Below are 26,378 nucleotides of genomic sequence, written 5' to 3' on the forward strand. Positions count from 1 at the left end.
CTCACATCGGTGACATTGGCGTCAGAGCAGGGCTAACCCGCCTTCTTCAACGCCTCGATCAATTCGTCCTTGCGCATGCTCGAACGCCCGGGGATATCCTTCGCCCGAGCTTCTTTGAGCAAGCTTTGCTTGGTCTGGGCGCTTAACGCCGCACGGCTGTTGCGCGGATGTCCCTCGCGGCTGGCGGCAGCGCGTTTGGCCGATGCCTGACGATCCTCGGCTTTCTTCGCCGGGGCCTTGCGCTGGCCGGAACCGCCGGCTTTTTCGCCACCACCGGATTGCTTGTTGACCGTGGCCCAGGCGCGCGCTTCGGCTTCGGCCTTTGGCACGCCTTTATCCTCGTAACTGTGCTCGATACGGGCGGCTTTGCGCTTCTGTGCGGCGGTGTATTTGGCTTTGCTTCCAAGAGGCATTGCGATACTCCTACTGGCCCTGTCGCCAGGGCCAGACCAGACAAAACGAATTACTGAGCGTCTGCGCTTTCCAGCTTGCGCGCTTCATCGACACCCGACGCGGTCAGCTTGATCGGCAGGTTCAACGCATATTCACCGGCAGCGTCGGTGGTCACATGACCATCCTTGATCAATCCACGGTCCTGGAGAAACGCCAAGGCACTGGCGACCTCTTTTTCGCCGCGGTAGTTGTCCAGCACTTCCTTGCCCAAACCGTGGGGATGGGCGTGCAGCAGGCGGGTGAGGACTTCTTTTTCAAGGTTCTTATCGACGTTCATGCGTACCTCTTCATGGGGAAATGATCGGGTGTTCGGCTGGCGTGCGATGGATCAAGGTGTCGGTTGTTTAGGCGCGCCCGGCAGGTTCGAGTCGTCGCCTTTGTTGATCTTCGGCTCGTTCACCGATGGACCCATCTTGCCATTGCCTACCGCAGCCGGTGCCTGGCGCTGGGTGTCGTGGCCTTGGGTGTGCGGGTCGGCGGCGTTGGTGTTATCGATCACCGCGCCGCCATTGGCGTCCAGGCCCGTGCCCATGGATTTCTGCGATTCGGTGGTGGCGTCCGGGTTGGTCGGGCCGGTGGACGAAGTCGCCGCGAAGCTGCTCAGGGAAACCGCGGACAGCAGGCCGGCGAGGGCGAGGGCAGCACATTTGGAATGGTTCATGAGGGTGTCTCCATATGATTAATGTCCTTACCCTCTATTGGTCAGCCGGTGTTTATTGATCGTGCCTTAAGGGCGACGAACGGTATCAAGTCGCCTGTAAGAATTTGTGTGACAGCGCACCCGGCCACTACGACGGCACCCCGCAGCGCATAAAATTGCGCTGCAATCGCTCATCGAAGCGTCTTGATATGTGGCCTTTCACATTGCCAAGGCTCGCCCATGACCATCGAGATTCGTCCCGCCGTGCCCAGTGACGCTGCGCAGATCCTGACTTTCATCACCGAGCTCGCCGAGTACGAAAAGGCCCGGCATGAAGTGATCGCCAGCGTGGCGGATATCCAGCGCAGCCTGTTTGGCGAAGGTGCGACTGCCCATGGCCTGATCTGCTCGCGAGACGGTGTGCCGATCGGCTTCGCGGTATTCTTTTTCAGCTACTCCACCTGGCTGGGCAGCAACTGCCTGTACCTCGAAGACCTCTACATCAACCCGGAACAACGCGGCGGCGGGGCAGGCAAGAAGCTGTTGCGCCACTTGGCCAAGATCGCCTTCGACAACGGCTGTGGTCGTTTCGAGTGGAGCGTGCTGGACTGGAACGAGCCGGCGATTGCTTTCTATAAGTCCATCGGCGCCCAGCCCCAAGAAGAGTGGGTGCGTTATCGCATGGAAGGCGACGCGTTGCGCGACTTTGCCTTGGGCTGAGGCTGAAAGCCGCCGTAGCGATTGCTCAATAAACCGGCATCTTAATGCCGGTTTTTTTATATCTTCTCTCACATTATGGGATGCAAATTTATATATTGAGATGTTTCAGGGTCTGGGTTTATAGTCGGCGGCATCAGCACTCACTACCAAAAATAAAACAGGTGAAGCGATGCAGGCACAACCGTTGTCCTTACCCGTGGTGCCCGAGCCTACCTACGGCGAGCGTCTCAAAGGCAAGGTGGTGATTATCACCGGTGCCGCCCAAGGCATTGGCGAGGCAATCGTCGCGTGTTTCCAGGCCCAGCAGGCGCAGTTGGTGATCGGCGATATCCAGGGTGAGAAAGTCCAAGCCGTAGCCGCCCGCTGGCGCGAACGTGGCGCCCGGATCCATGCGCTGCCTATCGATATCACCGTGAAGGAGCAGTGGCAGGCGCTGGTCAGCCTGGCCATCGAGCGTTTCGGGCGCGTGGATGTGTTGGTCAACTGCGCCGGCGTCAATGTGTTCCGTGACCCATTGGAGATGACCGACGAAGACTGGCGCCGCTGCTTCGCCATCGACCTCGACGGAGCCTGGTTCGGCTGCCGCACGGTGCTGCCGCACATGATCGAGCAGGGCATCGGCAACATCATCAATATCGCTTCCACCCATTCCAGTCACATCATTCCCGGTTGCTTCCCGTACCCGGTCGCCAAGCATGGCCTGCTCGGCCTGACCCGTGCCCTGGGCATCGAATACGCGCCCAAAGGCATCCGCGTAAATGCCATCGCGCCGGGTTATATCGAAACCCAACTCAATGTGGACTACTGGAACGGTTTCCCCGACCCCCACGCCGAGCGTCAGCGCGCCTTCGACCTGCACCCACCCAAGCGCATCGGCCAGCCGGTTGAGGTGGCGATGACGGCGCTGTTCCTGGCCACCGACGAAGCGCCTTTTATCAATGCCACCTGCCTGATGATCGATGGCGGGCGGTCTGTGATGTACCACGACTAAAACCCGCTGCTCTCCCATAACAACAAGAGGTGCCGTTCATGAAAAAAGCCTTACGTGTGCTTGCTACCGCCGTTGCGCTCAGCGGCCTCAGTTCCTTCGCCCTGGCCGCCGATCCCGTCAAAATCGGTTTTCTGGTCAAACAGGCCGAAGAACCCTGGTTCCAGACCGAGTGGGCCTTCGCCGAAAAAGCCGGCAAGGAGCATGGCTTTACCGTGATCAAGATCGCCGTGCCCGACGGCGAAAAAACCCTCTCGGCCATCGACAGCCTGGCCGCCAACGGCGCCAAGGGTTTTGTGATCTGCCCGCCGGATGTGTCCCTCGGCCCGGCTATCGTGGCTAAGGCCAAAGTCAACGACCTGAAAGTCATGGCGGTGGACGACCGTTTTGTCGATGCCAAGGGCAAGTTCATGGAAGACGTGCCGTACCTGGGTATGGCGGCCTTTGAAGTGGGCCAGAAGCAGGGCGCGGCCATGGCGGATGAAGCGAAAAAACGCGGCTGGGACTGGAAAGAAACTTACGCGGTGATTACCACCTACAACGAACTCGATACCGGCAAGAAACGCACCGACGGTTCGATTGATTCGCTGAAAAAAGCCGGCATCCCTGCAGACCATATCCTCACCGCACCGCTGAAAACCCTCGACGTCCCCGGCAGCATGGACGCCACCAACTCGGCCCTGGTCAAACTGCCCGGCGCGGCGAAAAACCTGATCATCGGCGGCATGAACGACAACACCGTGCTCGGCGGCGTACGCGCCACCGAGGCGGCCGGTTTCAAGGCGGCTAATGTGATCGGTATCGGCATCAACGGCACCGACGCCATCGGCGAGCTGAAAAAACCGAACAGCGGCTTCTTCGGCTCGATGCTGCCAAGCCCGCATATCGAGGGTTACAACACCGCGTTGGCGATGTACGAGTGGGTCACCACCGGTAAGGAACCGGCCAAGTACACCGCCATGGATGAAGTCACCCTGATCACCCGCGCCAACTTCCAGGAAGAACTGACCAAGATCGGGCTGTGGAAATGACCGCTGCGGCTTTGCGCTTCGACGGTATCGGCAAAACCTTCCCCGGCGTCAAGGCGCTGGACGGTATCTGCTTCACCGCCCACCCGGGGCAGGTACACGCCTTGATGGGCGAAAACGGCGCGGGCAAGTCGACGCTGCTGAAGATCCTCGGCGGGGCCTATATCCCGAGCAGCGGCACGGTGCAGATCGGCGCGCAGACCATGGCCTTCAAATGCGCCGCCGACAGCATCGCCAGCGGCGTGGCGGTGATTCACCAGGAGCTGCATCTGGTGCCGGAAATGAGCGTGGCCGAGAATCTGTTCCTCGGCCATTTGCCCACGCGCTGGGGCGTGGTCAACCGTGGCCTGCTGCGCAAGCAGGCCCTGGCGTGCCTCAAGGGCCTGGCCGATGAGATCGACCCGGACCAGAAGCTGGGGCGCTTGTCCCTGGGCCAGCGCCAATTGGTGGAAATCGCCAAGGCGTTGTCCCGTGGCGCCCATGTGATCGCCTTCGACGAGCCGACCAGCAGCCTGTCGGCGCGGGAGATCGACCGCTTGATGGCGATCATCACGCGCCTGCGCGACGAGGGCAAAGTGGTGCTCTACGTGTCGCATCGCATGGAAGAAGTGTTCCGCATCTGCGACGCGGTCACGGTGTTCAAGGACGGCCGCTACGTGCGCACGTTCGAGGACATGAGCGCACTGACCCACGACCAGTTGGTGACCTGCATGGTCGGTCGCGACATTCAGGACATCTACGACTACCGCCCGCGCGAGCAGGGCGAGGTGGCGCTCAAGGTCGACGGTCTGCTTGGGCCAGGCTTGCGCGAGCCGGTGAGTTTCCAGGTGCGCAAAGGCGAAATCCTCGGCTTGTTCGGCCTGGTCGGGGCAGGGCGTACCGAGCTGTTCCGTCTGCTCAGCGGCCTGGAGCGTGCCCGCGCCGGCAGCCTTGAGCTCTGTGGTGAGCCATTGCAACTGCGTTCGCCGCGCGACGCCATCGCCGCCGGGGTGCTGCTGTGCCCCGAAGACCGCAAGAAGGAAGGCATCATCCCGCTGTCCAGCGTGGCCGAGAACATCAACATCAGTGCCCGTGGCGCCCACTCGCGCTTCGGCTGGCTGCTGCGCGAGGGCTGGGAGAAGGGCAACGCCGCGCAGCAGATCCAGGCGATGAAAGTCAAAACCCCGAACGCCGCGCAAAAGATCCTGTACCTCTCCGGCGGCAACCAGCAGAAGGCCATTTTGGGCCGCTGGCTGTCGATGCCGATGAAAGTGCTGCTGCTCGACGAGCCGACGCGGGGCATCGATATCGGCGCCAAGGCCGAGATCTACCAGATCATCCATAACCTCGCGGCCCAGGGCATTGCGGTGATTGTGGTGTCCAGCGACCTGATGGAAGTCATGGGCATTTCCGACCGCATCCTGGTGCTGTGCGAAGGCGCCCTGCGCGGCGAACAACTGCGCGAACACGCCACTGAATCCAACCTGCTGCAGCTGGCCTTGCCGCGCCGCGTGACGAACTGAGAGAAGACCATGACCACTCAAAACAACGCGCTGCCCCGCGCACGCAAACCCCTGGACATGCGCGCCTTGCTCGACAACTGGGCGATGCTGCTGGCGGCCATCGGCATCTTCGTGCTGTGCGCCTTGCTGATCGACAACTTCCTCTCGCCGCTGAACATGCGTGGCCTGGGCCTGGCGGTGTCGACCGTGGGCATCGCCGCGTGCACCATGCTGTTCTGCCTGGCGTCGGGGCATTTTGACCTGTCGGTGGGCTCGGTGATCGCCTGTGCCGGCGTGGTCGCGGCCATCGTCATGCGCGATACCGACAGCGTGATGCTGGGCATTGGCGCAGCATTGCTGATGGGCCTGGTCGTCGGGCTGATCAATGGCATCGTGATCGCCAAACTGCGGGTCAACGCGCTGATCACCACGTTGGCGACCATGCAGATCGTGCGCGGCCTGGCCTACATATTTGCCGACGGCAAGGCCGTGGGCGTGTCCCAGGAGCAGTTCTTCATCTTCGGCAACGGCCAGCTGTTCGGCGTGCCGGTGCCGATTCTGATCACCCTGGTGTGCTTCCTGTTTTTCGGCTGGCTGCTCAACTACACCACCTACGGGCGCAACACCATGGCCATCGGCGGCAACCCGGAAGCGGCGCTGCTGGCGGGCGTGAACGTGGACCGCACCAAAATCCTGATCTTCGCCGTGCACGGCCTGATCGGCGCACTCGCCGGCGTGATCCTCGCCTCACGCATGACCTCGGGCCAACCGATGATCGGCCAGGGTTTTGAACTGACCGTGATCTCCGCCTGCGTACTGGGCGGCGTGTCGCTGAGCGGCGGCATCGGCATGATCCGCCATGTGATCGCGGGCGTGCTGATCCTGGCGATCATCGAGAACGCGATGAACCTGAAGAACATCGACACCTTCTACCAATATGTGATTCGAGGTTCGATCCTGCTGCTGGCCGTGGTCATCGACCGCATGAAACAACGCTGACTCCAGGCCATGTGAGGACTGAATGTGGGAGGGGGGCTTGCCCCCGATAGCGGTGTATCAGAAGCAAAAATTGCAGCCTGAGACTCCGTAATCGGGGGCAAGCCCCCTCCCACAGTAAGGCGGTTCGATGTTGTTGCTGGCAGCGGTGATTGAGTCCATGAAACAAAGCTGAGCCCTGGTCATGTGAAATCAAAAGGTGGGAGGGGGCTTGCCCCCGATAGCGATGTGTCAGACCCGGATGTTCAAACTGACCCACAGCCATCGGGTAAAGCCCCCCGCCACATAGATATCCGCACTGTGTTGCCCTCGGGTATTTGCCATAATGGCGCCCGTTTTCGTACTTCCCAATAGGCCCGATATGCAGGAAAACGCCCACACCCCCGCCAAAGACGCCGCTCCCACCGGCACCCAGACCCTGTTGCGTGGCCTGGGGGTGGTGCAAGCGGTGGCGGCGGGTGCGCGGGATCTGAAAGAGATCGCCAGGCGCATCGGCACCACCCGCAGCACCACTCACCGCCTGGCCAGTTGCCTGGTGGACGAGCGTTACCTGCGTGTGGTGCCGCAAGTCGGTTATCTGCTGGGCCCCAAGTTGATCGAATTGGGGTTCCAGGCACGCGAAGAGTTGCCGCTGGTCACCCTGGCAGTGCCCTATCTGGACGAGCTCTCGGCGCTGACCGGCGACACCATCCACCTGGCCATCCGTGAACACGACGACGTGCTTTACCTGCACAAGAACCCAGGCCGCTACGGGCCGGAAATGCGCTCGCGGGTCGGCCACCGCATGCCGTTGGCGCGTACCGGGGTGGGCAAGGCGATGTTGCTGGATGACTCGGTACAGGAGTGGCAACGCCTGTACGACGCCAGCTTGCCGGCAGGCGGGAAGAATCTGCAGTGGCCCCATCATCCGGAGCAATCCTGGGCGCAGTTCGAGCAACGCATGCACGAGTACGTAGCGGGTGGTTATGCCTTCGACTTGGAAGACAACGAACCGTCGATCCGTTGCGTGGCTGCACCGGTGCGCGATGCCAGCCGGCGGATCGTCGCCGGCATCAGCATCGCCAGTACCGTGCCCTACATGCCGCTGGAAAAAATGGCCGAGCTGATCCCTGTGATCAAACAGGTCGCAGCGCGGCTGTCGGCGGAGTTGGGCGCCAAGGCCTGATCAGACCTTGAGGGTCGCCATGTCGATGACAAAGCGGTACTTCACATCGCCGGCGATCATGCGGGTATAAGCCTCGTTGATCTGGCGGATGTCGAGCATTTCGATATCGCAGGTGATGTCATGCTCGGCACAGAAATCCAGGACTTCCTGGGTTTCGGCAATACCCCCGATCAACGAGCCGGCCAGCACTTTACGGCCCAGCACCAGCTTGGCGGCGTTGACGGGCGGGTCCACTGGCTCGATCAGGCCCACCAGGATATGCACGCCGTCAAAGCGCAGGGTATCGAGGTAGGGGTTCAGGTCGTGCTGCACCGGAATGGTGTCCAACAGGAAGTCGAACTGCCCGGCGGCGGCTTTCATTTGCTCGGCATCGGTGGACACGATCACATGATCGGCGCCCTGGCGGCGGCCTTCTTCGGCCTTGCTCGCGGAGCGGGTGAACAGCGTCACTTCGGCGCCCATGGCCTTGGCGAACTTGATACCCATGTGGCCCAGGCCGCCCATGCCGAGAATCCCGACCTTGTCGCCGGCCTTCACGCCGTAGTGCTTGAGCGGCGAGTAGGTGGTGATGCCCGCGCACAGGATCGGCGCAGCGCTGGCCAGGTCGAGCTTGGCCGGGATCTTCACCACAAAATGCTCGCTGACCACGATGCTGTCGGAGTAGCCGCCCATGGTGTTGCTGCCGTCCACGCGGTCGGGGGTGGCGTAGGTCATGGTCGGGCCTTCGAGGCAGTATTGCTCCAGGTCCGCCTGGCAGGCCTGGCACTGGCGGCACGAATCGACCATGCAGCCCACGCCCACCAGGTCGCCGACTTTGTGCGCGGTGACGCTGGCGCCCACGGCGGTGACTTTGCCGACGATCTCATGGCCGGGCATCAGCGGGTAGACGGCGATGCCCCACTCGTTGCGTGCCTGGTGGATGTCGGAGTGGCAGACGCCGCAGTACAGAATCTCGATGGCCACGTCGTCGGCCCGTGGGCTGCGACGTTGGAAGCTCATGGGGGCGAGGGGAGTGGTAGCCGACTGGGCGGCGTAACCGATGGCGGTGTACATGGGGAGAACCTCGCAAAAGCAATGGCAAGTGAGGCGGGCCATTGTCCCCATCGACTTGGTTGGCGGCCATGGCGATTGCTCCGAGTCTTATGCCTAAAGCTCCGGGGGAGCAGCTAAAAGCAGCAAGCTGCAAGCCGCAAGCTATAAACTGCGCGCTCTCTTGCAGCTTGAGGCTTGAAGCTTGCTGACGCTCAGATCTGAAAACTCCCGAGAACTGCTTTTATGCTATTGACCCGCCATCTCGACGCCAACGCCACGCTGGTTTCCTTGATCGAGGGCCTCACGACCCGTGACGGTTTCTCCCCGACCCACTTGCCTGGCGTACAGGTTTTGCGTGCCAGTTGTGATGTGGCACGCGGCCCGCAGATCTATGAGCCGAGCCTGATGTTCGTGGCTCAGGGCAGTAAGGTCGCGTACCTGGGACCGCGCACGCTGGAGTATGGTGCCGGGCACTATCTGATCCAGGCGATGCCGGTGCCGTTCGAGTGCGAGACTTTCGCCATGGCGCCTGGTGCACCGCTGTTGGGCGTGACGGTGGCGATCGACCGCGTGGTGCTTGGCGAGCTGGTCATGGCCATGGGTATTCAGGCCGGTCCGCCGCCCGCTGCGCAGACGTTGGCATCGATGAGTTCGGTGGTGCTCGACGAAGCGATGCGCGGCTGCGTCGAGCGGCTGTTGCAGTGCCTGCACGATCCGCTGGAAAGCCGGATCATCGGCCCATCGCGGGTGCGCGAATTGCTGTTTACCGCCTTGCGCGGGCCCCAGGCCGATGTGCTGCGCGCGCTGGTGGAGCAACAGGGGCAATTCTCACGCATCGCCACCTCGTTGAATCACCTGCATGCCCATTACGCCGAGCCGCTGAATATCGAGACCCTGGCCGGCTATGCACATATGAGCGCGTCGACCTTTCACGAGCATTTCAAGCGTTGCACGTTGTTGTCGCCGGTGCAGTACCTCAAACGGCTGCGCCTGCTCAAGGCCCAGCAATTGCTGCTGGTGGACGGCATGGGCGTGGCGCAGGCGGCACACAGCGTGGGGTATCAGAGTACGTCGCAGTTCAGTCGGGAATATAAGCGCTACTTTTTGCGCAATCCGGGTGAAGAACGAGCGGCGTAGGGAGTCCAGGCGAAGACACAAATCCCAAGGTGCGAAGGGGCCTCCGATGGCGGTGTGAAGTCAGCATTTCTGCAACTCACCACCGATATCGGGGGCAAGCCCCTGCCACATTGGATTGATGTTAACTATAAAAAAGGCTCCCATTTGGGAGCCTTGTCTGGCTTACATATTCGGGTAAGTCGGCCCGCCCGCGCCTTCCGGCGTGACCCAGGTGATGTTCTGCGAAGGGTCCTTGATGTCACAGGTCTTGCAGTGCACGCAGTTCTGGGCGTTGATCTGGAAGCGTTTCTCGCCGTCTTCTTTCGTCACCACTTCATACACCCCGGCCGGGCAGTAGCGCTGCGCCGGTTCATCGTAGAGCGGCAGGTTGGTGCCGATCGGGATGCTTGGGTCTTTCAATTTCAAGTGGCACGGCTGCTCTTCTTCGTGGTTGGTACCGGAGATGAACACCGAGCTGAGCTTGTCGAAGCTCAATTTGCCGTCGGGCTTGGGGTAATCGATTTTCTGGCTGTCCTTGGCCAGTTTCAGGCAGGCGTAGTCCGGCTTGGTGTCGTGCAGCGTGAACGGCATCTTGCCGCCCAGAATGTTCTGGTCGAACCAGTTGAAGCCGGCGCCGAGGATCGGGCCGAACTTGTGCATCGCCGGGCCGAAGTTGCGTGTGGCGAACAGTTCTTCGTAGAGCCAGCTGGACTTGAAACTGTCGACGTAGGCGGTCAGTTCATCGCCGCCTTCGGACGCGGCGAACAGGCGATCGGCCACGGCATCGGCGGCGAGCATGCCGGACTTCATGGCAGTGTGGCTGCCTTTGATCTTGGCGAAGTTCAGGGTGCCGAGGTCGCAACCGATCAGCGCGCCGCCTTTGAAGACCATCTTCGGCAGTGAGTTCAGGCCGCCTTTGCAGATGGCGCGGGCGCCGTAGCTGACGCGTTTGCCGCCTTCCAGGTACTGAGCCAGTACCGGGTGATGCTTGAGGCGCTGAAACTCATCGAACGGCGACAGGAAAGGGTTGCTGTAGGACAGGTCGACGATCAGACCCACCACCACCTGGTTGTTTTCCAGGTGATACAGGAACGAGCCACCGGTGTTCTCGGCGCTCATGATGTCCAGCGGCCAACCGGCGGTGTGCACCACCAGGCCTGGCTGGTGCTTGGCCGGGTCGATTTCCCAGATTTCCTTGAGGCCGATGCCGTAGTGCTGGGCGTCGGCATCGCTGTCCAGGTTGAAACGCTGGATCAGTTGCTTGCCGATATGGCCACGGCAGCCTTCGGCGAACAGCGTGTATTTGCCGCGCAGCTCCATGCCGGGGGTGTAGAGGCCTTCCTTGGGGTTGCCTTCACGGTCGACGCCGAGGTCGCCGGTGATGATCCCGCGCACCACGCCGTTTTCATCGAACAGTGCTTCCTGGGCGGCGAAGCCGGGGTAGATTTCCACACCGAGGTTTTCGGCCTGTTGGGCCAGCCAGCGGCACAGGTTGCCCAGGGAAATAATGTAGTTGCCTTCGTTGTGCATGGTCTTGGGCACAAAGAAGTCAGGCACCTTGGTGGAGGTGTCGCTGCTGCGCAGTACATAGATGTCGTCGCGCACCACCGGGGTGTTGAGCGGGGCACCGAGTTCTTTCCAGTCCGGGAACAATTCATTCAGGGCGCGTGGTTCGAATACGGCACCGGAGAGGATATGGGCGCCGACTTCAGAGCCTTTCTCGACCACGCAGACGCTGATTTCCTTACCGGCTTCGGCGGCCTTCTGCTTCAGTCGGCAGGCGGCGGACAGGCCAGCCGGGCCAGCGCCGACGATGACCACGTCGAATTCCATGTATTCGCGTTCCACAGGCTATCTCCTACTCAAGGCTCAACAGGCTTTTTTTCTAATGGGTGGAGGTTCGGTTTCGTCTTGCAGACAGGGCAAGACCCACCTCTCTCTCTAGGTGGCGCATTATATATAGACCACCGACAGCGTCCAATACAAACGTTTGTTTGAATTGCCCGCAGGCTAGATAAATCAAAGCAACGCGGCTTATGACTGACCATTTTGCCGTATTGACCAGAATAGGCGTTCCGGTCAAGATACGGTCGGTTTTGCGCTTACCGTAGGCAGACAGCAGGTTTCAAGAGCACGTCCAAAAGCAATGCAACGGCATGAACGGCGGGTACGCGTGCAGAGGGTGGCGCGCAGTTTACACGCCGCGATAGAGAATGACCTCCCAGTCACTCCTGACGAACGGTCTGCATTTTACTGTCGATTCGCCGCTGCGGATGTTTTTGGAGGTGCCCTTGTGTGCCGATGAGCATCAACCGCCAGGTTCGCCTAGGCGACTTTCTTTTCACCGGAGAGTAACGAGGAATCCATGAAGGTTCTTGTAGCTGTCAAACGCGTTGTCGATTACAACGTGAAAGTTCGCGTCAAGGCGGACAATTCCGGCGTCGATCTTGCTAACGTCAAAATGTCGATGAACCCTTTCTGTGAAATCGCTGTTGAAGAAGCGGTGCGCCTGAAAGAGAAAGGCGTCGCGACTGAAATCGTCGTAGTGTCCATCGGCCCGACCACCGCTCAAGAGCAGTTGCGTACTGCCCTGGCCCTGGGTGCCGACCGCGCCATCCTGGTCGAGTCCGCCGAAGACCTGACCTCTCTGGCCGTGGCCAAGCTGCTCAAGGCCGTTGTCGACAAGGAACAGCCCCAGTTGGTGATCCTCGGCAAACAAGCCATCGACAGCGACAACAACCAGACTGGCCAGATGCTGGCTGCACTGACCGGTTACGGCCAGGGCACCTTCGCTTCCAAAGTCGAAGTGAGCGGCGACAGCGTTGCCGTGACCCGTGAGATCGACGGCGGCGCCCAGACGGTTTCCCTGAAATTGCCGGCCATCGTCACCACCGACCTGCGTTTGAACGAGCCGCGCTACGCGTCCCTGCCAAACATCATGAAAGCCAAGAAAAAGCCGCTCGAGTCGCTGACTCCGGATGCCTTGGGCGTTTCCACCGCCTCCACCAACAAGACCATCAAAGTCGAAGCGCCGGCTGCACGCAGCGCGGGCATCAAGGTCAAGTCGGTGGCTGAACTGGTCGAGAAACTGAAAAACGAAGCGAAGGTAATCTGAACATGACTATCTTGGTAATCGCCGAACACGACAACAAGGTGCTGGCTCCGGCCACCCTTAACACCGTGGCTGCCGCCGCTAAGATCGGTGGCGACATTCACGTACTGGTTGCCGGCCAGGGCGCGGGCGCCGTTGCTGAAGCCGCTGCGAAAATCGCCGGTGTGAGCAAGGTTCTGAACGCTGACAACGCGGCCTACGCGCATCAGCTGCCGGAAAACGTTGCGCCGCTGGTCGCCGAGTTGGGCAAGGGCTACAGCCACATCCTGGCGGCCGCCACCTCCAACGGTAAAAACATCCTGCCGCGCGTAGCCGCGCAGCTGGACGTTGACCAGATCTCCGAGATCATCTCGGTCGAAAGCGCCGACACGTTCAAACGCCCGATCTACGCCGGTAACGCCATCGCTACCGTACAGTCGACCGCCGCCATCAAAGTGATCACCGTGCGTGCCACCGGTTTCGACCCGGTTGCTGCAGAAGGCGGTTCGGCTGCTGTTGAAGCCGTTGCGGCTGCTCATGACGCCGGCATATCCAGCTTCGTAAACGAAGAACTGGCCAAGTCCGATCGTCCTGAACTGACCGCTGCCAAGATCGTCGTTTCAGGCGGGCGTGGCATGCAGAACGGTGACAACTTCAAACACCTGTACGCCCTGGCCGACAAGCTCGGCGCCGCGGTTGGCGCTTCGCGCGCCGCAGTGGACGCAGGTTTTGTGCCCAACGATATGCAGGTCGGCCAGACCGGCAAGATCGTTGCGCCACAGCTGTACATCGCCGTCGGTATCTCCGGCGCGATCCAGCACCTGGCCGGTATGAAAGACTCCAAAGTGATCGTTGCGATCAACAAGGACGAAGAAGCTCCGATCTTCCAGGTGGCCGATTACGGCCTGGTGGCGGATTTGTTCGAAGCCGTACCCGAGTTGGAGAAGCTGGTCTAATCCAGTCGCTTCACTTATAAAGAGCCCGGTCGTATGACCGGGTTTTTTTTGCCCGGCTTTTTGCCTATCGGAGAAATGCACCATGCAATTGCGTCCCTGGACTGCGCTGCTGGGTTTCACACTGTTGCTGCCGACCTTGTCGCTGGCCGCCGGTAAATGTGACCGCCTGGTGATTACCGGCAGCCCGGATGCACCGCCTTTATTGTGGCGCGACCCGCAGGACCCTACGCGCTTGATTGGCGCTACCGCGGATGTGTTGCAGCAAGTGGCCAAGGACCTGGGCGTAAAGATCGATCTGCTTTATGGCGGCAAGCGCGCCCTGGCCCTGGATGAAGCGCGCAGCGGGCGCATGGATATGTTGGCCGATGCGCCGCTAAATGTCGGCGAGCTGGAAAACTTTGACTACATTCATCCAGCCCTGATGCAGAACGATTACCTGGTCTGGACGCGCAAAGACTCGACGCTGGCTTACGCCACGGCTGCGGATCTGCACGGCCATCAGGGCGCGGTGTCGGAACGCGCGCGGCTGAGCCGTGGTTTTGAAACCTTCGCGGGCCAGCAGTTGAGCCTGCAACGCTTTGCCACCTTGACCCCGGCGTTCCAGAAACTGCTGCTGGGCGAGGTGGATTATGTGCTGGCCGGGCGTTACTCCGGCATGGCCATGGCGCAGTCGTTGGGCATGAGCAATGACTTGGTCGCCCGCGATGTACCGGTCGATCAGCCTGGCCTGTACCTGGCGATTTCCCACAACTCGGCCTGTAATGATCCGTGGCTGCGCGGACAGCTGGCCAAAAAGATGACAGAATTGCGCGGGTCCGATGGGGTGCAAGCTGCACTGCAGCGCAATATCGAGCGCTGGAAGGCGCAATTGCAACAACCCGTCGGCACCCCAACAAAGTAGGGATTTTCAGTGACTCTTCGACCTCTTTTCGCGGCCCTCGCCGTTGTCGCTCTGGCGGGATGTGCAGCCGATCCTGCGCCGAATGAACAAATACGCCTTACTCAGCAGGCTCTCGAACAGGCCAGCGCCGTCGGTGCCAATGCCGATGACTCGCCCGAGCTGAAGCTGGCCGAGGATAAATTTGCCCGGGCCAGGGCCGACATGGCCGACCAATCCTTCAAACATGCGCGCATGCGCGCTGAGCAGGCCGAGCTGGATGCGCGTCTGGCCGAGGCCAAGGTGCTGACCCGCAAAAGCCAGGAACAACTGAACGTGCTCAATACCCGCATCACGCGCCTGCGCAAGCAACTGCAATTGGGAGATGCCCAATGAGCCTGACGATCCGAGGTCTGGGCTTTGCAACGTTGTTGGCCGGTGCGGTACTGGGCGGGTGTGCCAGCCATCCCAACAGCGAGCAGGCATTGCAGCAGGCCGGCAGCGACTTCCAGAAGGTCAAGGAAGATGCCAATGTGCTGCGCATCGCGCCCAAGGACGTGATCCGCGCCGGTGAATCCCTGGCCAGGGCCGACCGACTGTCCAGCTATTGGGGCAGCGGCAATGACGTCGTGCACTACGCCTACCTGAGCCAGCGCTACAGCGCCATCGCCCGCGAACACACCGAGCAGGCACTGAATGAAGAACGCGGCGCCAAACTTGAGCTGGAGCGTCAGCGCCTGCAACTGGCCCTGCGCGAAAGCAAATTGAGCAGCGTGCAGCAACAGGGCAAGTGGCTTGAAGAGCAGATCGCCAGTTTGGCCACTACCCAGACCGATCGCGGCCTGGTGATGACCCTGGGTGACGTGCTGTTCGACACCGGCGAAGCGGAACTGAAAAACTCGGCCAATCGCACCGTGCTCAAGATCGTGCAATTCCTGCAACTGAACCCCAAGCGCGTGGTACGCATCGAGGGCTACACCGACAGTACCGGTGGCGAACAGGAAAACCTCAAACTGTCGCGTGATCGCGCGCAGGCGGTGGCGGACGTTCTGGTAGATCTGGGCATTGATGAAAAACGCATCCAGGTCGAAGGCTATGGCGACCAGTATCCAGTGGAAGCCAATGCTTCCGAGCGCGGTCGTGCGCAGAACCGCCGGGTAGAAATCGTATTCTCCGACGCCAAGGGCCAGTTGGGCGCCGCCCGCTGAAGCCTTGGGCTGATTGACAAGGTGGGGCTCACCCCAAAAGCCTCAGGCTCGCAGGTGAGGTGTTTACTGAAGAGAAGTCGATACCCATGCCCCGATCGCGGTGGGTCAGTCAGCCCAGCTGTCACTGACGCACCGCTATCGGGCCAATCGAATCGTCGCACCGCCCCTCCTGCTTTTTTCTGCATAAGCCTGAAAGCTCTCTCCACCACCCTTACAGTTTTTGCTGTCACTGCCAGCCGCGCTCGACTATTGTGGCAACTGTTCCCGTACACTTCTAAACTGTGCCGGTATGTTTCACACAAAAATAAAATGCCCGTGAAATCGAGTGCTGCGACATGACCAATCTTCTGCTCTACCAACGTATCGCTCAGCAGCTGGCTGAGGATATCCGGCGTGGTGTCTATCAACCGGGCGAACGGGTGCCTTCTGTACGCAAGATGAGCTCCCAGCTCAATGTGAGTCATGCCACGGTATTGCAGGCTTATGCCAACCTCGAAGACCAGGGGCTGATCAGGGCGCGACCGCAGTCCGGTTATTACGTACACCAGACCCCCGCGCTCACCGCGCCCACGCCGGATATCGCACGGGTCGAGCGTCCGGGGCTGGTCACGCGCAGCAGCATCATCCAGCAGGTATTGGGCGAGTCGCGCCGCGAAGGGGTATTTCCCCTGGGCGCCGCAGTCCCGAGCGTCGATTACCTGCCGGTGCGCGCGTTGCATCAGCAACTGGCCAAGGTCACGCGTTTCCAGAGCCCGCGCGCGTTCAGCTACATGTTCAGTCCCGGCTTCGAGCCGCTGCGCCGCCAGGTCGCTATCCGCATGCGCGATGCCGGGGTGGTGGTGGACCCTTCCGAAGTGGTGATCACCCACGGATGCGTCGATGCGTTGCAGATGTCACTGCGCGTGCTGACTCGCCCCGGCGATCTGATCGCGGCGGAATCCCCCACCTATTACGGCTTGCTGCAATTGGCGGATCTGCTGGGCCTCAAAGTCATTGAGATCCCCAGCGACCCGTCCACCGGCATGAGCCTGGAGGCGCTGCAACTGGCCGCGAACCAATGGTCGATCAAGGCGCTGGTGCTGACCACGCGGCTGAGCAACCCGCTGGGTGGCACCATGCCGGAGGAGCGTCAGAAGCAGTTGCTGCGCCTGGCGTCGGATTTCGATATTCAGATTGTCGAGGACGACATCTACGGCGAGCTGATGTTCGAGCTGGGCCGCACCAAGGCCCTGAAAGCCTATGATCGCCTGGATCGGGTGATCTATTGTTCGAGCTTCTCCAAGACGTTGTCGCCGGGGGTGCGTATCGGCTGGATGATCGCCGGCAAGTACCAGCAGGAAATCCAGCGCCTGCAAATGTTCAGCACCCACTCGGCCTGCAGCGTGACTCAAATGGGCGTGGCTGCGTACCTGGAGAACGGCGGTTACGACCGACATTTGCGCTACATCCGTCAGGAATACCGCAAGAACCTCAGCGCCTTTCAATTGGCGGTGCAGCAATACTTCCCGGAGGGCACGCAGATGACCCGTCCCACCGGCGGCTTCATCCTGTGGGTCAGTTTGCCAGGACGGGTCAATACTCAGGAACTGCACGTACGTGCACTGCAACAGGGCATCAGCATCGCGCCAGGGTTGATCTTCAGTAATACCGAGCAATTCAACCACTGCATCCGCCTTAACTGCGGCACGCCGTGGAACCGCGAGGCAGAGCGCGCGCTGATGACGTTGGGCATGCTGGCGAGCCAGCTGTGCCAGGAAACCGCTGCCGGTTTTTGAGCGCTGATGAGCGTGCAAAACAGGGCTATGCCGATAGCTGGCTAATCACCGCGCTTGTCATGGCGCGCACAACAAGCGAGCATATGGCCCTCTGCCTTTAATGCTGTAGGCGATATGACCTCGATGTTCCGAGCTGTTCTGGTAATTGGCCTGTTAAGCCTGTGCAACGTCCACACCGCGCTGGCGGCGGCGCCTGTGAGCGAAAACAAGCCGGCCGCCGGCAGTGAGCAGAGCACTCCCGCGAAAACGCCGGCTCCGGCAAAAAAAGCGCCTGCCGTGAAGAAAAACACCACCAACGCCAAGAAACGTACGGCGGCCAGGAAGGCCAAATCCGCCCATGAAGTGGCCGAGACCAAATTGCCACCGGCCCAATTGGACCTGTCGCTGCCCTCGGACATGGTCCGGCACCTGCAGCCGCTGGGCACCTTGCCGCAGCCTAAGAGCGTGCCACTGCTGCCGCCGATGTTCGGTGAGAAACCCACCGATAAAAGCGATTTCCAGATCAACGGACGTCTGCTCAGTAACGAAATGCGCCTGCAATTGCGCAATGAAGAGCGGCGCGAGGTAGAGGGTGCCGCGCTGGATTTCGAATTCAAACAGTAAGCGCTTCCTACCTTTGCAAGATGACCCTTCGACCATTTGTCGCGGACTGGTCGGTCACTTCGGTTTTCTGCATAAAACCCCTGTTGGACCATTTTAAAACGGCTGTTTAAGGGCGTAGTCTAGCCCGGCCATCCCTATTGAGTCGTCGAGGACCCACTGGTCATGAAATGCCGTGAAGGCTGTGGCGCTTGCTGCATCGCCCCCTCCATCAGTTCGCCGCTGCCCGGCATGCCCAATGGCAAACCGGCGGGCGAACGCTGCGCGCACCTGTCGGTCGAACTGCTGTGCCAACTGTTCGGCCAACCGGAGCGACCGGCGGTATGCAGTGATTTCAAGGCTGATATCGAGGTGTGCGGCACCGACCAGGCCGATGCGATCCGCCTGATCGGCTGGTGGGAACAGATGACGGCGGCTTGATGGGCTTTACTATCGGAACTTCAACAATAAGGAATACAACAATGGGTTCGCTGAAACGAATAGCTGTCGTGTGCGGTTTTACGCTGGTATTTGCCGCCACTGCCCAGGCTGAGGATTGGCAGGTTGCCAAGGATGAAGACGGCATCAAGGTGTCCCTGAGCGAAGTCGCCGGCTCCAAATATAAGGCGTATCGCGGTGTGACCACGATCAAGGCGCCTGTCGCCAAGGTCCAGGCCCTGCAGGAAGATGTCGCCGGTGCCTGTTCGTGGATTCATGAGTGCAAGTCCCAGAAGCTGGTCGACAAAAAAGGCGATGAAGCCTGGACCTACACCCAGTTCAAGGCACCGTTCCCGGTGACCGACCGCGATTCTTACATCCATGTCACCACCACCAAGGATGCCGACGGCAACGTAACCCGCACGTTGCAGGGCGTGCCGACCTATAAACCCGAAGAAAAAGGCTACGTGCGTGTTGCTCAAGTCGAGGGCTTCTGGAAACTGGTCCCTAAGGGAGCAAATGAGACCGAAGTGACTTACCAGGTGCACACCGAGCCAGGCGGCAGCGTGCCTTCGTGGCTGGCCAACAAGTTCGTGGTCGACGCGCCGTTCAACACCCTCAAGGCGCTTAAAGCGCGCGCGGAAAAATAAGCGCGATTGATCGGGTGCCCCCTGCCTTGGGTGGAACGTTTGGCGAACCCCCAAGGTCCAGATAGAAGTGAGCCCACACATGGGTTTTATCGAGGAGGCACCGATGCAAACGTGGCAAATTACCTTCGTTGATGATCACGGCGTAAAAACCGTAGAGCTGTTCACCTGCGAACAAGAGCCCAGCCTCGAAGACGCTGCGCACATGATTCGCAGCAAACTGGTGCCGGTCGCCGCCGAGCTCGACCTCAATGACCTTGAGGGACGCAAGCCGGAGCCGACGGTCAAGATCCTCAAAGACCAGAACAGTATCCAGATCCTCGATATTTCTCCCTCTGCCTGAATATTCCCTGTAGGCCTGGCAAGCGCCTCTGGTGGAGGTGATTGCTTCGCGCTACTCTGCAAACGAGATCAGCGAATGAATCGCTAAGGTCTGGTCTTGTCAGCTACATGCTTGTTTTCCCGCGGTGAGGTCATTGCCGTAGCCTCCGCGCCAGCAGGGCGCGGGCTTCGGGGAGCACGGAAAGTCTATCCATCGGTCTTGAGGAGCACTTTTCATGAGCACAGCCTATCAAGAAGACATCAGCACCCACGTTCTGCGCCGCATGAAAGAAGGCGGTTTCGATTTCTCGCGTTTCCACCCCATCGAGTTCTACGCGATTTTCCCGGATGAAGAACGGGCGCGCAGGGCGGCGGGCGAGTTTCGTGGAGAGTCCCTGAACGCCCAGGTCAGCGCGCGCGACGATGGCGCGTGGTACCTGGAACTGAGCAAGGTCATGTTTGCAACCTACGACGGCATAGGAGACTTCGAGCAGGACTTTGAAGCAGTGGTCGAGCCCCTCGGTGGCATTATCGAGGGGTGGGGCGTCAAACAGGAGGTGCGCGGTTTGCCGATGTAGTTCGACACTGCCCGCACTCGCAACATCACCACGCATCGGCTGGCCTTCGGGTCGGCCGATGTTGTTTGTGCCGTAGGCAAAGCCCGGCGCATTCTGCGAGCTCTTTTCATGCACCAAAAAAAGCCACCCGAGTAGGGTGGCCGAAGGGAAGAGCGGAGCGCTGAAGGTCTGTTCAGCAGATGGTGGCGATTATCCGCAAGCTTTGCAGGCCGGTGAAATCAACTCTGACTATGCTCTTGATAGTCAAAGCCTGCATTGCGATGAAGCGCGCGACCACACACCGGGCAATCGGCGCACCAGGAAGGTGCGCATGGTGCTTCGTATTTATACAACTCACTGATTCTTAAGTGTTTATGCCGATGGCACGGGCCTTGCGATGGTTCTGGCGTCCGAGTGACAAGGAGTACGGCATGATCCGCACTTATTACGACGAAATGTACGATGGGGCAGGGCAGGTCAGGCCTCACTACCGCGAATTCGCCCGCTGGCTGGCCCGGACCCCCGCTGAACTGCTGGCCCAGCGTCGGCGCGAAGCCGATTTGCTGTTTCACCGTGCCGGGATCACCTTCACCCTTTACGGGGATGAACAGGGCACCGAGCGCCTGATTCCCTTCGACACCATCCCGCGCAGTATTCCGGCCAGCGAATGGCGGATTGTCGAGCGCGGCTGCATCCAGCGCGTCAAGGCACTGAACCTGTTCCTTGCCGACCTCTATCATGAACAACGCATTATCAAGGCCGGAATCATTCCCGCCGAGCAGGTGCTGGCCAACGAGCAATACCAACTGGCCATGCAGGGCCTGGATCTGCACCGCGATGTGTATGCTCACGTCGCCGGGGTCGATCTCGTCCGTGATGGCGACGGCACTTACTACGTATTGGAAGACAACCTGCGTACACCCAGCGGCGTCAGCTACATGCTCGAAGACCGTAAGATGATGATGCGCCTGTTCCCCGAATTGTTCGCTGCCCAGCGTATTGCGCCGATCGACCACTACCCCAACCTGCTGCTCGACACCCTCAAAAGCGCAAGCGCCCTGGATAACCCCAGCGTGGTGGTGCTGACCCCAGGGCGGTTCAACAGTGCTTTTTTCGAACATGCTTTTCTCGCCCGGGAAATGGGCGTGGAATTGGTGGAAGGTGCCGACCTGTTCGTGCGCGACGATCACGTGTTCATGCGCACCACCGACGGTCCCAAGGCGGTGGATGTGATCTACCGCCGCCTCGATGACGCGTTCCTCGACCCGTTGGCCTTTAACCCGGACTCCATGCTCGGGGTGCCGGGCCTGTTGGCCGCCTATCGCTCGGGCAATGTGGTGCTGGCCAACGCCATCGGCACCGGGGTCGCGGATGACAAGTCGGTGTACCCCTTCGTCACCGACATGATCCGTTTTTACCTGGATGAGGAGCCGATCCTGCAGAATGTTCCGACCTTTCAGTGCCGCAAGCCCGACGAATTGTCCCACGTGCTCGCCCACCTGCCGCAACTGGTGGTCAAGGAAACCCAAGGGTCCGGCGGCTACGGCATGTTGGTCGGGCCGGCGTCCACGGCGGCGGAAATCGAAGCCTTCCGCGCCCGTATCAAAGCCAAGCCCCATGCGTATATCGCACAGCCGACGCTGTGTTTATCCACGTGCCCGACCTTCGTCGAGAACGGTATCGCCCCGCGCCATATCGACCTGCGCCCGTTCGTGCTGTCCGGCAAGGACACCCGCGTGGTGCCTGGCGGCCTGACGCGCGTGGCCCTGCGCGAGGGCTCGCTGGTGGTCAATTCGTCCCAGGGCGGCGGCACCAAAGACACTTGGGTCGTGGAGGACTGATGCCATGTTGAGTCGAACTGCCTCGGATTTGTACTGGATGTCGCGCTACCTGGAACGCGCGGAAAACCTCGCACGCATGCTCGATGTCAGTTATTCGCTGTCGCTGATGCCCCAGGACGGGCGCGGCGATGGCCTGCATGAACTGGCGATGCCGCTGCTGATCACCGGCACCCTGGAGGATTACCACGAGCGTCACGGCCAGTTACACGCCGAGCGTCTGCTGCACTTCTTTGCCCTGGACGCGGCCAACCCCGCGAGCATCTACAGCTGCCTGGGCGCCGCGCGGGCCAGCGCCCATGCGGTGCGTGGGCGAATCACCGCCGACATGTGGGAAAACATCAATGCCACTTGGCTGGATATTCGTGAAATCGCCCAACAAGGCCTGAGCCGCTATGGCATGAGCCGTTTCTGCGAGTGGGTCAAGGAGCGCTCCCACCTGTTTCGCGGCGCAACCTACGGCACCATCATGCGCAATGACGCGTTCCGGTTTATTCGCCTGGGCACCTTTATCGAGCGCGCCGACAACACCTTGCGCCTGCTGGATGCGCGGTATGAAATGGCCGGCGACCATGCCGACACGGTCACCGACGGCACCGCTCACGCGTACTATCAGTGGAGCGCGTTGCTGCGCGCGCTGTCCTCGTTCGAGGCCTACACCGAAATTTATCGTGACGCTCCCGGCGCCCGGCAAGTGGCCCAGTTGCTGCTGTTGCGCGCCGATGTGCCGCGCTCCCTGCGCGCCTGCAGCGAAGAGATCGATCAGATCCTCGCCAGCCTGCCCGGCCTGAACGGCCGCCCGGCACAGCGCCTGGCCGCGGAGATGGATGCGCGCCTGCGCTTTACCGCCATTGATGAAATCCTGGAGGAAGGCCTGCACGCCTGGCTGACCGACTTTATTCCCCTGGTCCGCCACTTGGGCGATGCCATCTACCATTCCTACCTGGAGGCGGCATGAGACTTTCGATCAGCCACGAAACCACCTACCACTACGAAGACCAGGTGCGCGCCAGCATCCAGTACCTGCGCCTGACGCCCCACGACAGCGAACGGCAGCAGGTACTCAGTTGGCAGCTCGACCTGCCGCGCCCGGTTCGCGCGCAGATCGACCCGTTCGGCAATATCCTGCATGTGTTGACCCTGGATGAGCCCCACGACGCCATCATCATCGGCGCCCGTGGCCAAGTGGAGATCGATGAATTGCGCGAAGCCGAGCATGAGCAGCAGTCGGCCTATCCGTTCCTGCGCGGTACCCGCCTGACCGAGTCCGATGAAGCCCTGCGCGGCTTCGCGCGGCAGCACTGTCGTCAAGGGCGTGACCGCAGCGCGCTGATCGACCTCATGCACGCGCTCAACGAGGCCATGGTCTACACGCCCGGCGCCACCGAAGTCGACACTTGTGCCGCCCACGCGTTCGCCGGCCGCGCGGGCGTGTGCCAGGACCATACCCATGTATTCCTGGCCTGCGCACGCAGCCTCGGTATTCCGGCGCGGTATGTGTCGGGGTATTTGTACAGCGAGGACAGCACGCACCTGGCCAGCCATGCCTGGGCCGAAGCCTGGTTGGACAACGCCTGGTACAGCTTCGACGTGACCAACCGTCTGGCCCGGCCGGAACGCCACCTCAAGCTGGCGGTGGGCCTGGACTATCTTGACGCCTGCCCGGTTCGCGGCATGCGCCGAGGCGGTGGGCATGAACAAATGCACGCCAAGGTATCGGTGGCGCCGATGCCCGTGATTTCAATCCAGCAGCAATAATCGGGCACCGCCGCGAAGCTCACCGGCCAAACGAAGGTCATCGCTGAGATTTACCGCTGCTGCTTACGCTCCGCCATGTGCTTCAGATAGCCCACCAGCAGGTCCAGCTCAGGATCCGGCAACACGCTGGCGGCGAACGCCGGCATTTTTGCCTGTGGCCAATGCCGCAGGCTTTGCGGGTCGCGGATGTAGCGCTTGAGGAAATCCCCGGCGAAATATTCCGTTGGGTTGTAGGGAATATTCAGATCCGGCCCCACCTGCGCATCCCCCGCGCCGTTGAGGCGATGGCATGCCAGGCAGTTTTTCTGAAACAGCGTAAAACCCTGATTGACCGGATCGTCGGCCGCCAGCTGCGGGTCGGGCAAGAGAGCCGGAAAGCGCTCTGCCACGGTTTTTAACTGCTTGATGCTGGAAATCTGGAACGGCCATTGTTCGGGGCTGACAGGCCCGGCCTGCGGGTCGGTCCACACCAGGTAAAACGGCCCCGCGCTGGGTTTGCCGTCGGCGAGGGCGGGCCAGGGGTGCGCCGGGTCCTCCACCGCCAGCCAGGCGCGGGCGCCGTGGCTCTGCAGCAATGGGCCAGCGCTTAACTCGGCGGCGAAGCCATCCAGTGCAACGGCTTGCACATGGTGCTCCGGCTTCAAGCCCTGCAGGAGCACCGCCATGGGGACTGCGCGATAAGTCATGGCGTGCTTGTAGGAAACGTCATCAGCGATGCGCACCGTCTGTGCATCCGGATGCGTGAGCAAGTCGGCGGTCTGCCAGGTCTTTCTCTCGTGATCGAGTTCGAGGGTCAAGGATGCCGCCGTAACCGGCAGGGCAATCAGCACGAGGAGAAGAGCGAGGATCGATTTCAAGAGGAGCGCTCGGTAAGAAGGGCGACAGCGCTCACGATACCGGAAAAACGCGCGTAAAAAGACAGCCCCTGCCACGGCATCGCTTTACGCGAAGACCCGGCAGGTGCTGCCAAAAACTGCAATTCTGATGCAATGAGTGCACAGAATACGGGGGCTGAACGATCACCCAATGACCTTGGTCAGGTTGGGCAGGATCAATATCAGTGTGGTGGCGAACAGAATGAGTCCCGCCTGACGAACTTTCGAATGCTTGAACATGGCTGACTGCCTTTTGTTGTTATTCCTGAGCGTCAAATACGTGCCGTGATATTTCAGTATGGCGCAGTGACGTGTCGCTTTTCTTACAACTGCCCCGGCAAAACCCGGCAGCAACTTCTTACTGATTGAACCTTAGAGCCCTCGTTCTTCCTCGCTTAGATCCATTTCGTATCAGCTAATCAGCATTTCTGCTTAAAAAGGCATGAGGCACAACGCCATCTTGGCGCCAATGCCTTGGCTAGACAGCTAAAACGATTAATCCGGCAATTAGCTTAGGAACCTACCGTTCGTCCGAGCGTGAGGGTCAAAGGCTGTGAGCGCATCCGTCATTGAAACCGTGTCAATCGGGCTTAAGGTAAGGGCTCATATGCACGTTTCGAGGATGTCATGACCCAAGCTTTGATCTTTGATGCGATACGCACGCCCCGTGGCAAAGGCAAGGCTGATGGCGCCTTGCACAGTGTCAAACCGGTCAACCTGGCCGCCGGGTTGCTCACGGCGCTGGCGCAACGCAACGACCTCGACACTCGGCAAGTGGATGACATCGTGCTCGGCTGCGTGACCCCGGTGGGCGACCAGGGGGCCGACATCGCCAAGACTGCCGCACTAGTCGCCGACTGGGCCATCAGCGTCGCCGGCGTACAGGTCAATCGCTTCTGTGCCTCGGGCCTGGAGGCGGTCAATCTGGGCGCGATGAAAGTGCGTTCAGGTTTTGAAGACCTGGTGGTGGTCGGCGGTGTCGAATCCATGTCCCGCGTGCCCATGGGCAGCGACGGCGGCGCCTGGGTGCTCGACCCGCAGACCAACCTGCACAGCCATTTCACCCCCCAAGGTATCGGTGCGGACCTGATCGCCACGCTGGAAGGGTTCACCCGTGAGGACGTCGATACCTTTGCCTTACAGTCTCAGCAGAAAGCAGCCAGGGCCCGTGCGGACGGTTCTTTCAGCAAGTCGCTGATCGCGGTGCAGGACCAGAACGGCATTGTGCTGCTGGATCATGACGAATTTATCCGCGCCGACTCCACCCTGCAGGGGCTCGGCCAGCTCAAACCCAGTTTCGAGATGATCGGGCAGATGGGCTTCGACGCCACCGCGTTGCGGATCTACAGCCATGTGGAGCGCATCCACCATGTGCACACGCCGGGTAACAGTTCCGGCATCGTTGACGGTGCCGCGCTGATGCTGATCGGTTCCGAGTCCAAGGGCCGGGAGCTGGGGCTGCAGCCACGGGCGCGCATTGTCGCCGCAGCGGTGACCGGCACCGACCCCACCATCATGCTCACCGGCCCCGCTCCGGCCACCCGCAAGGCCTTGGCCAAGGCCGGTTTGCGTGTGGAAGACATCGAATTGTTTGAGGTCAACGAAGCCTTCGCCTCGGTGGTGCTCAAGTTCATCAAGGACATGGGCATCGACCCGGCGCGGGTCAACGTCAATGGCGGCTCGATCGCCATGGGCCACCCGTTGGGCGCCACCGGCTGCGCAATCCTGGGCACCTTGCTCGACGAACTGGAGGCACGCCGACAGCGCTACGGCCTGGCCACTCTGTGTGTGGGCGGTGGCATGGGTATCGCCACTGTAATCGAACGTCTCTGAGCCTTA

29 protein-coding genes are annotated in these 26,378 nt (G+C 60.8%); 23 read left to right on the forward strand and 6 right to left on the reverse strand.

The window, feature by feature from the left end:
- Window positions 1-32 precede the first annotated feature (32 nt).
- The 3 genes from OSC50_RS05590 to OSC50_RS05600 are packed head-to-tail and all read right to left on the reverse strand — an operon-like array spanning window position 33 to window position 1,114.
- Window positions 33-413, reverse strand: coding sequence for a Rho termination factor N-terminal domain-containing protein (locus OSC50_RS05590; protein ID WP_253508981.1), 381 nt, complete (start codon window positions 411-413; stop codon window positions 33-35).
- A gap of 50 nt (window positions 414-463) precedes the next feature.
- Window positions 464-730, reverse strand: a complete 267-nt coding sequence (locus OSC50_RS05595; RefSeq protein WP_181081153.1) for a hypothetical protein — start codon at window positions 728-730, stop codon at window positions 464-466.
- A gap of 51 nt (window positions 731-781) precedes the next feature.
- Complete coding sequence (locus tag OSC50_RS05600) at window positions 782-1,114, reverse strand: hypothetical protein (RefSeq protein WP_253508979.1); 333 nt, start codon at window positions 1,112-1,114, stop codon at window positions 782-784.
- Window positions 1,115-1,333: 219 nt separating this feature from the next.
- Between OSC50_RS05600 and OSC50_RS05605 the strand changes: the two genes are divergently transcribed.
- The 6 genes from OSC50_RS05605 (at window position 1,334) to OSC50_RS05630 (ending at window position 7,471) form a co-directional block, all read left to right on the forward strand.
- On the forward strand, window positions 1,334-1,813 hold the full coding sequence (locus tag OSC50_RS05605) for a GNAT family N-acetyltransferase (RefSeq protein ID WP_181081151.1): 480 nt from the start codon (window positions 1,334-1,336) through the stop codon (window positions 1,811-1,813).
- Between the two features lie 169 nt (window positions 1,814-1,982).
- The gene (locus OSC50_RS05610) at window positions 1,983-2,804 is read left to right on the forward strand and encodes an SDR family oxidoreductase (RefSeq protein ID WP_253508977.1); all 822 of its coding nucleotides are present in this window, start codon (window positions 1,983-1,985) and stop codon (window positions 2,802-2,804) included.
- A gap of 38 nt (window positions 2,805-2,842) precedes the next feature.
- Window positions 2,843-3,832: a substrate-binding domain-containing protein gene (locus tag OSC50_RS05615; protein ID WP_266246383.1), complete on the forward strand. Its 990-nt coding sequence runs from the start codon at window positions 2,843-2,845 to the stop codon at window positions 3,830-3,832.
- Window positions 3,829-5,331 carry an L-arabinose ABC transporter ATP-binding protein AraG gene (araG, locus tag OSC50_RS05620; RefSeq protein ID WP_266246381.1) on the forward strand — a complete coding sequence of 501 codons (1,503 nt, stop codon included), beginning with the start codon at window positions 3,829-3,831 and terminating at the stop codon, window positions 5,329-5,331. The genes OSC50_RS05615 and araG overlap by 4 nt, the downstream gene beginning before the upstream one ends.
- A gap of 9 nt (window positions 5,332-5,340) precedes the next feature.
- On the forward strand, window positions 5,341-6,309 hold the full coding sequence (gene araH, locus OSC50_RS05625; RefSeq protein ID WP_181081933.1) for an L-arabinose ABC transporter permease AraH: 969 nt from the start codon (window positions 5,341-5,343) through the stop codon (window positions 6,307-6,309).
- A 358-nt stretch (window positions 6,310-6,667) separates the two neighbouring features.
- Window positions 6,668-7,471: an IclR family transcriptional regulator gene (locus tag OSC50_RS05630; RefSeq protein WP_181081712.1), complete on the forward strand. Its 804-nt coding sequence runs from the start codon at window positions 6,668-6,670 to the stop codon at window positions 7,469-7,471.
- Here OSC50_RS05630 and OSC50_RS05635 read toward each other — a convergent pair whose 3' ends face one another.
- Window positions 7,472-8,524 carry an NAD(P)-dependent alcohol dehydrogenase gene (locus tag OSC50_RS05635; protein ID WP_266246378.1) on the reverse strand — a complete coding sequence of 351 codons (1,053 nt, stop codon included), beginning with the start codon at window positions 8,522-8,524 and terminating at the stop codon, window positions 7,472-7,474.
- A 222-nt stretch (window positions 8,525-8,746) separates the two neighbouring features.
- Here OSC50_RS05635 and OSC50_RS05640 point away from each other — a divergent pair, with 222 nt between their 5' ends.
- Window positions 8,747-9,640, forward strand: coding sequence for an AraC family transcriptional regulator (locus OSC50_RS05640; RefSeq protein ID WP_181081710.1), 894 nt, complete (start codon window positions 8,747-8,749; stop codon window positions 9,638-9,640).
- 162 nt (window positions 9,641-9,802) lie between these two features.
- Here OSC50_RS05640 and OSC50_RS05645 read toward each other — a convergent pair whose 3' ends face one another.
- Window positions 9,803-11,467, reverse strand: a complete 1,665-nt coding sequence (locus OSC50_RS05645; RefSeq protein ID WP_181081709.1) for an electron transfer flavoprotein-ubiquinone oxidoreductase — start codon at window positions 11,465-11,467, stop codon at window positions 9,803-9,805.
- Window positions 11,468-11,984: 517 nt separating this feature from the next.
- Between OSC50_RS05645 and OSC50_RS05650 the strand changes: the two genes are divergently transcribed.
- The 15 genes from OSC50_RS05650 to OSC50_RS05720 all read left to right on the forward strand — a co-directional run bounded on the left by OSC50_RS05650 (window position 11,985) and on the right by OSC50_RS05720 (window position 23,664).
- Window positions 11,985-12,734 (forward strand): electron transfer flavoprotein subunit beta/FixA family protein, encoded by a 750-nt coding sequence (locus tag OSC50_RS05650; protein ID WP_181081708.1) that lies wholly within the window; start codon window positions 11,985-11,987, stop codon window positions 12,732-12,734.
- A gap of 2 nt (window positions 12,735-12,736) precedes the next feature.
- Window positions 12,737-13,666, forward strand: a complete 930-nt coding sequence (locus OSC50_RS05655) for an electron transfer flavoprotein subunit alpha/FixB family protein (RefSeq protein ID WP_253508967.1) — start codon at window positions 12,737-12,739, stop codon at window positions 13,664-13,666.
- A gap of 82 nt (window positions 13,667-13,748) precedes the next feature.
- Window positions 13,749-14,567, forward strand: a complete 819-nt coding sequence (locus tag OSC50_RS05660) for a substrate-binding periplasmic protein (protein ID WP_253508965.1) — start codon at window positions 13,749-13,751, stop codon at window positions 14,565-14,567.
- Window positions 14,568-14,576: 9 nt separating this feature from the next.
- Window positions 14,577-14,939 carry a DUF4398 domain-containing protein gene (locus OSC50_RS05665; protein WP_181081705.1) on the forward strand — a complete coding sequence of 121 codons (363 nt, stop codon included), beginning with the start codon at window positions 14,577-14,579 and terminating at the stop codon, window positions 14,937-14,939.
- Complete coding sequence (locus OSC50_RS05670) at window positions 14,936-15,751, forward strand: OmpA family protein (protein ID WP_253508963.1); 816 nt, start codon at window positions 14,936-14,938, stop codon at window positions 15,749-15,751. The genes OSC50_RS05665 and OSC50_RS05670 overlap by 4 nt, the downstream gene beginning before the upstream one ends.
- A 335-nt stretch (window positions 15,752-16,086) precedes the next feature.
- A complete protein-coding gene (locus tag OSC50_RS05675) occupies window positions 16,087-17,526 on the forward strand; it encodes an aminotransferase-like domain-containing protein (protein WP_017527404.1) in 1,440 nt (479 codons plus the stop codon).
- A 114-nt stretch (window positions 17,527-17,640) separates the two neighbouring features.
- On the forward strand, window positions 17,641-18,129 hold the full coding sequence (locus OSC50_RS05680) for a translation initiation factor 2 (RefSeq protein ID WP_181081703.1): 489 nt from the start codon (window positions 17,641-17,643) through the stop codon (window positions 18,127-18,129).
- Window positions 18,130-18,291: 162 nt separating this feature from the next.
- On the forward strand, window positions 18,292-18,546 hold the full coding sequence (locus tag OSC50_RS05685; RefSeq protein WP_181081702.1) for a YkgJ family cysteine cluster protein: 255 nt from the start codon (window positions 18,292-18,294) through the stop codon (window positions 18,544-18,546).
- 41 nt (window positions 18,547-18,587) lie between these two features.
- The gene (locus tag OSC50_RS05690) at window positions 18,588-19,193 is read left to right on the forward strand and encodes an START domain-containing protein (RefSeq protein WP_181081701.1); all 606 of its coding nucleotides are present in this window, start codon (window positions 18,588-18,590) and stop codon (window positions 19,191-19,193) included.
- A 103-nt stretch (window positions 19,194-19,296) separates the two neighbouring features.
- Window positions 19,297-19,533, forward strand: a complete 237-nt coding sequence (locus OSC50_RS05695; protein ID WP_253508959.1) for a hypothetical protein — start codon at window positions 19,297-19,299, stop codon at window positions 19,531-19,533.
- A 214-nt stretch (window positions 19,534-19,747) separates the two neighbouring features.
- A complete protein-coding gene (locus OSC50_RS05700; protein WP_181081699.1) occupies window positions 19,748-20,089 on the forward strand; it encodes a ribonuclease E inhibitor RraB in 342 nt (113 codons plus the stop codon).
- Between the two features lie 136 nt (window positions 20,090-20,225).
- A complete protein-coding gene (locus OSC50_RS05705) occupies window positions 20,226-20,429 on the forward strand; it encodes a hypothetical protein (protein ID WP_253508957.1) in 204 nt (67 codons plus the stop codon).
- 70 nt (window positions 20,430-20,499) lie between these two features.
- A complete protein-coding gene (locus OSC50_RS05710; protein WP_266246371.1) occupies window positions 20,500-21,909 on the forward strand; it encodes a circularly permuted type 2 ATP-grasp protein in 1,410 nt (469 codons plus the stop codon).
- Between the two features lie 4 nt (window positions 21,910-21,913).
- Window positions 21,914-22,864 (forward strand): alpha-E domain-containing protein, encoded by a 951-nt coding sequence (locus OSC50_RS05715; protein ID WP_181081696.1) that lies wholly within the window; start codon window positions 21,914-21,916, stop codon window positions 22,862-22,864.
- Window positions 22,861-23,664, forward strand: coding sequence for a transglutaminase family protein (locus OSC50_RS05720; protein WP_266246369.1), 804 nt, complete (start codon window positions 22,861-22,863; stop codon window positions 23,662-23,664). Before OSC50_RS05715 ends, OSC50_RS05720 begins: the two co-directional genes overlap by 4 nt.
- 50 nt (window positions 23,665-23,714) lie before the next feature.
- Here the strand turns inward: OSC50_RS05720 and OSC50_RS05725 are convergent, their stop codons facing one another.
- Complete coding sequence (locus OSC50_RS05725; protein WP_181081694.1) at window positions 23,715-24,521, reverse strand: c-type cytochrome; 807 nt, start codon at window positions 24,519-24,521, stop codon at window positions 23,715-23,717.
- 645 nt (window positions 24,522-25,166) lie between these two features.
- Here OSC50_RS05725 and OSC50_RS05730 point away from each other — a divergent pair.
- Complete coding sequence (locus OSC50_RS05730; RefSeq protein WP_266246367.1) at window positions 25,167-26,372, forward strand: acetyl-CoA C-acetyltransferase; 1,206 nt, start codon at window positions 25,167-25,169, stop codon at window positions 26,370-26,372.
- Window positions 26,373-26,378 lie beyond the last annotated feature (6 nt).

The sequence above is a fragment of the Pseudomonas quebecensis genome (genome assembly GCF_026410085.1).
Classification (GTDB): domain Bacteria; phylum Pseudomonadota; class Gammaproteobacteria; order Pseudomonadales; family Pseudomonadaceae; genus Aquipseudomonas; species Aquipseudomonas quebecensis.